5 protein-coding genes are annotated in these 5,254 nt (G+C 41.8%); 3 read left to right on the forward strand and 2 right to left on the reverse strand.

What is annotated here, in order from left to right:
• Positions 1-32: 32 nt before the first annotated feature.
• Entirely contained in the window at positions 33-968 is a 936-nt protein-coding gene (locus V7077_RS06010) for an amidohydrolase family protein (protein WP_335499360.1), read from the reverse strand.
• A gap of 37 nt (positions 969-1,005) precedes the next feature.
• Complete coding sequence (locus V7077_RS06015; RefSeq protein WP_335499361.1) at positions 1,006-1,785, reverse strand: IclR family transcriptional regulator; 780 nt, start codon at positions 1,783-1,785, stop codon at positions 1,006-1,008.
• A 237-nt stretch (positions 1,786-2,022) separates the two neighbouring features.
• Between V7077_RS06015 and V7077_RS06020 the strand changes: the two genes are divergently transcribed.
• Genes V7077_RS06020 through V7077_RS06030 form a run of 3 tightly spaced genes read left to right on the forward strand, consistent with a single transcriptional unit; the run spans position 2,023 to position 5,087 of the window.
• On the forward strand, positions 2,023-3,486 hold the full coding sequence (locus tag V7077_RS06020) for an aldehyde dehydrogenase (protein WP_335499364.1): 1,464 nt from the start codon (positions 2,023-2,025) through the stop codon (positions 3,484-3,486).
• Between the two features lie 17 nt (positions 3,487-3,503).
• Entirely contained in the window at positions 3,504-4,280 is a 777-nt protein-coding gene (locus V7077_RS06025) for a 2-keto-4-pentenoate hydratase (protein ID WP_335499366.1), read from the forward strand.
• A gap of 24 nt (positions 4,281-4,304) precedes the next feature.
• Entirely contained in the window at positions 4,305-5,087 is a 783-nt protein-coding gene (locus V7077_RS06030; protein ID WP_335499369.1) for a 2-keto-4-pentenoate hydratase, read from the forward strand.
• Positions 5,088-5,254: the final 167 nt, after the last annotated feature.

Raw genomic sequence — 5,254 nt, forward strand, 5'->3', positions numbered from 1 at the left:
CTGCTTCATTCTTTACTAGTTTATTAGAAATATTAATCGAGTAATGAACGAACAGCCAAATCTGTATTTCCTGCAGGCGGCCAAACAGATAGGTCAAATGGATAATCAGAACCCGGCACAACTCGATCTTCACCAACCGTTTTGATCAAGAAATCAAGGCTATCCTTGTTCCACAACACCGAATCATACCAAAAGCGTTTCAAGTATTCCGATGGTTTGGCCTTTAACTGGGATGAAACTAGCGGCCATTGGTCAAAACCCTTGTCCAGCCTGCCAACCTGATAGGGGAGGAATCCACCGCCATGAGCAAATAATATTTTTACATTAGGAAACTGATCAATGAAACCACTTAACAAGAGGTCCGTTGCACAAACCGTAGTTTCCCAAGGAACACCAATCAAATTAGGCATCATTCTTCTCTTTAAACGCGGGTCCTCGCATAATAAAGGATGAATAAACACAATCGCTTTTAGACGATTAGCTTCTTCAAAAAAAGGCTTGAAAAATTCATCTGATAACATTTGATTTTCAAGTCCTGGTCCGATTATGACGCCCTTAAGTCCCAAATTTACGGCATCTTGTAGGACCTTGGCTGCTTTAATAGGATTGGTAAGTGGAACGGTGCCTAACGCTGATAGTCTATTTGGCGACGTGTTGGTCCACTCAGCTAATGAACGATTATAAACATTTGAAAGATCCAGCGTGATGTCTTCTGGAAAATCATACATAAAAAGCTGGGGAATCGGTGATATAACTGAATGAGCAACACCTGCTTTAGCCTGCTCGTCCAGGTATAATTCGCCATCCGTAAACGACTTCTTCAACTCGAAGCCCCATTTCTCGTTAACTACTAAGAAATCATCTTTATTTTCTTCTTTTTTTATCCATTTTGTCTTTACTGTTTTTTGGTGATTCTTCAACCATGTTAAAACGTCCGATGGGATAAAATGAGTGTGAAAATCATACAACCGAAACAGCCCCTTTTTACTATTTTAAAATAATCGATTAGTATCCTCGATAACCCATTCTTGTTGAAACCTCTTTTGCTGCACTCATTACCTTTTTTGCTAAACCTTGAATTTTATGCTGCTGTATTCGTTGGTTTGGACCGACGACTGATAGTGCCGCAATGACATTCCCTCTGTAATCAAAAATAGGGGCGGCGATTGAGGTTACTCCTTCTAAAATTTCTTCTGTACTACTGGCATATCCGTTCTCTTTCACTTGTTTTAAATAGGTTCGAAGCTTTTGCGGGTTGGTGAGGGTATTCTTGGTGAATTTTTTCAAGCCTTTCTCAATAACTTGATTAACGACTTCTTCGGGAGAATGGGCAAGCAGGACCTTACCTGAACTCGTACAGTAGGGAGGATTTCGCTTACCAATATGAGTTAGAAAACGGACAGGATGATTACATTCAACCTTTTGGAGATAGATCACGTCTAAATGATCCAAAACCGAAATATGTGCAGTTTCACCGATATTTTCCACTAACCGATTTAAGACAGGCTGTGATTCCCGGTAGATATCCATTTGACTGCTGACGATCCCGCTTAATGAAAGAATGGAAAGACCTAAACGATATTTTTTTGTTTCAGGATCTTTGTAAACAAACCCTTCACTTGCAAGCGTTGTCATTGTTCGGCTGACCGTGCTTTTGTTAAGACCAAGAGCCATGGATAGTTCACTGATCTTTTTTTCGGGTTCATCCATGGTAAAACATTGTAAAATCCGGAGTGCATTTTTTACAGAAGAAAGGTGACTTTCCTTCTCGATATTTACGTCCACATCAAATCCCTCTTTCTGAAGTGTTTCACTATGTTAAACAATGTTGCTCTATAGTGGGCAATATACCAGAAAATGCGGAAAATTGGAAATAGTATTTTTAAATATTATGAATCTTTTTAAAAATATTTATAGTGTTGCATATAGAGCAACAGTAGCGTTGTATGTGAAATTCGGAAGCGTTACCATAATGTTAAGAAAATATCAAAATATCAATTAGTTAATAGGAGGAATTTCGACATGCAAGTAGAAACTAGAGTAAGAGCCATTAATTGTTTACACTTTATCAACGGACAATTCGTTGAATCGCAAAACCAAAAGACGTTTGAAAATATCAACCCAGCCACTGAAGAAGTGTTAGGAACCGTTGCAGAAGGAGGAAAAGAAGAAGTTAATTTTGCTGTATCGGCAGCCCGTAGAGCGTTAAATGGCAAATGGAAGACCATGCCGATTGTCGAGCGCTCAAAAATTATCCGCCGGATTGGCGATTTAATTCTTGAAAGACAGGAAGAGTTGGCCCATCTTGAATCAATGGATACTGGTAAGCCATTTTCACTAGCTAATAGTGTGGATATTCCGCGTGCAGCCTTTAACTTTCACTTTTTCGCTGATTATATGATCTCTGTTAATACCGATTCAAATATGCAGGATGATATCGCCCTTCATTATTCTTATCGCCGCCCAGTGGGTGTGGTTGGGATTATTAAACCTTGGAACCTGCCGTTACTGCTGTTGACTTGGAAGTTAGCGCCATGCTTAGCGATGGGGAATACAGCTGTTATTAAGCCTGCCGAGTGGACGCCAATGACCGCAACAGTATTAATGGAGATCTGTAAAGAAGCAGGGGTACCTGATGGCGTTGTAAACCTTGTCCATGGATTTGGTCCAAACTCAGCAGGGGCAGCGATTTCGGAACATCCGGATGTGGATGCGATTTCCTTTATTGGTGAGCCAAGAACTGGTACTGCGATTATGAAATCGGCAGCTGATTCCTTGAAAAAGCTTTCCTTTGAACTAGGCGGAAAAAATCCAAACATTATTTTTGCCGACTCTGATTTGGATGAAGTGATTGAAACTACGATCAAATCCAGCTTTGTAAACCAAGGAGAAGTTTGCTTATGCGGTTCCCGGATTTACGTTGAACGTCCGATTTACGAAGAATTTTTAACAAGATTTGCTGAACGGGTTAGAACTTTAAAAGTCGGCCACCCGCTCGAAACAGATACGAATGTAGGAGCGCTAGTCAGCAAAGAACATTATGACCGCGTTAACAGCTATATTGATATCGCCCGCGAAGATGGTGCCACCATCCTAACAGGCGGAAAACGTCCGGATGGATATGAAAAAGGGTACTACTTAGAACCTACGATTTTAGTAGGGCTTGATCGAAATTCTCGCTGTGTTCGTGAAGAGATCTTTGGACCAGTTGTTACCGTTTTGCCATTTGATATGGAAGAAGAAGTGGTCATGCAGGCAAATGATACCCATTATGGCTTAAGTGCAACGATTTGGACAAATGATTTAAGAAGAGCGCATCGGGTCGCACATCAGCTTGAGGCAGGGATTATTTGGGTAAATACTTGGTTCTTACGCGATTTACGAACACCATTTGGCGGAATGAAGCATAGTGGTATCGGCAGAACAGGCGGCATGCATAGTATCGATTTTTACTCTGAACTTTCCAATGTCACGATCAAACTATAAGAAGGGAAGTAAACACTTTGACTAGTAAAGTAACACAATTTGCGGAACGATTATCCGAAGCAGAAACAACGAAAGTCGGGATTGCTCCTTTAACATCGGTTGATCCCGAGCTTACAGTGGAAGAAGCTTATTATATCCAGCTTGAAAATATTAATAAAAAATTAGCGCAAGGACAAAAAATCGTTGGCAAGAAGATCGGCTTAACTTCTTTAGCGATGCAGAACCTGCTCGGAGTGGATGAACCTGATTACGGGCATTTACTAGATAGAATGGTAGTGGAAAATGGCGGATCGATTTCAATAGAATCTGTCCTGCAGCCAAAGGTAGAAGCCGAGATTGCTTTTATTTTAAAAAAGGATTTACGTGGACCAAATGTGACCGCTCTTGATGTTCTTCAGGCCACAGAGTATGTCGTACCGGCACTCGAAATCGTCGATAGCAGGGTTCAAGATTGGAAGATAAAGCTGCAGGATACGGTTGCAGATAACGGATCCTCCTGTTTGTATGTGTTAGGCGGAAAACCCACCAAAATAGAAGATATTGATCTTGAATTAATCGGTATGGTCTTAACAAAAAATGGTGAGCTCGTCAATACTGGCATCGGTGCAGCTGCGTTAGGAAATCCAGCTACGTGTGTGGCATGGTTAGCTAATAAACTATCAGAATTTGATATTTCGCTTCGAGCAGGAGAAGTGATTTTGTCTGGTGCTTTGTCCGCTGCAGAAGTGGCCAATAAAGGAGATTCCTTTACTGCAAGATTTGCTCATCTCGGTCAGGTAAGTGTGCACTTTTAATAAGGAGAAAAGGAGGGGAACAACGTGAGTCAAATTAAGGAAATCGCTAATTATCTTGTTGCTGCCGAGGTAGAAAAACGTGAGGTTGTAAAGGTAACGGCCAACCTAAAGCCGGATTTAACGGTAGAGGAAGCTTACCAGGTCCAGGAAGAAATTGTCCAAATGAAATTACAAGAAGGCAGAAGAATCATTGGTCCTAAAATGGGTTTAACCAGCTTTGCTAAAATGAAACAAATGGGGATTGATGATCCGATCTATGGATATGTGTTTGATTATATGCTGATTGAAAATGGCGGAAAACTGCCATTACATGAGATGATCCATCCGAAAGTGGAAGCGGAAATTGCGTTTGTGATTGGTGAAGATATCGAAGGCCCAGGGATAACTGGTGCACAGGTTCTCGCTAAAACGGAATATGTTCTGCCGGCTTTAGAAATCATCGACAGCCGTTATGAAAACTTCAATTTCACGTTACCGGATGTAATTGCGGATAATGCCTCAACCTCAAGAGTGGTATTTGGAACAACCTTAAAGAAACCAGAGCAATTTGAATTGGATTTACTTGGATCCACTTTATCTATTAATGGAGAAATAAAAGAACTTGGGGCAGGTGCGGCCGTATTAGGGCACCCGGCGCATTCCGTCGCGATGCTGGCCAATATGCTGGCCAGAAAGGGTGAAAAGGTTCGTAAGGGTGATGTGATTTTAACCGGCGGGATTACCAGCGCTGTGATGCTGAAATACGGTGATGTCGTCAGTGGGAAATTTGATGGGCTTGGAGAAGTAACTTTTACCGTGACGGATTAAAGTCGAAGTACTTTTTAAAATAAGGCTGTGTTAAAGGAAATGGTTGATTTTTTAGCCTGTTGATTGGAGCGGAAGGCGGCGGAGACTCCTGCGGGAATACGGGGTAGGGGAGACCCCACAGGCGCATCAGCGCCGAGGAGGCTCCCCAGCACGCCCGCGGAAAGCGA

The organism is Neobacillus vireti (assembly GCF_036962465.1).
GTDB lineage: Bacteria > Bacillota > Bacilli > Bacillales > Cytobacillaceae > Neobacillus > Neobacillus vireti_B.

Excerpts from the sequence above, each read along its gene's own strand:
- V7077_RS06020 (WP_335499364.1), top strand. The coding sequence starts at position 2,023 with ATGCAAGTAGAAACTAGAGTAAGAGCCATTAATTGTTTACACTTTATC.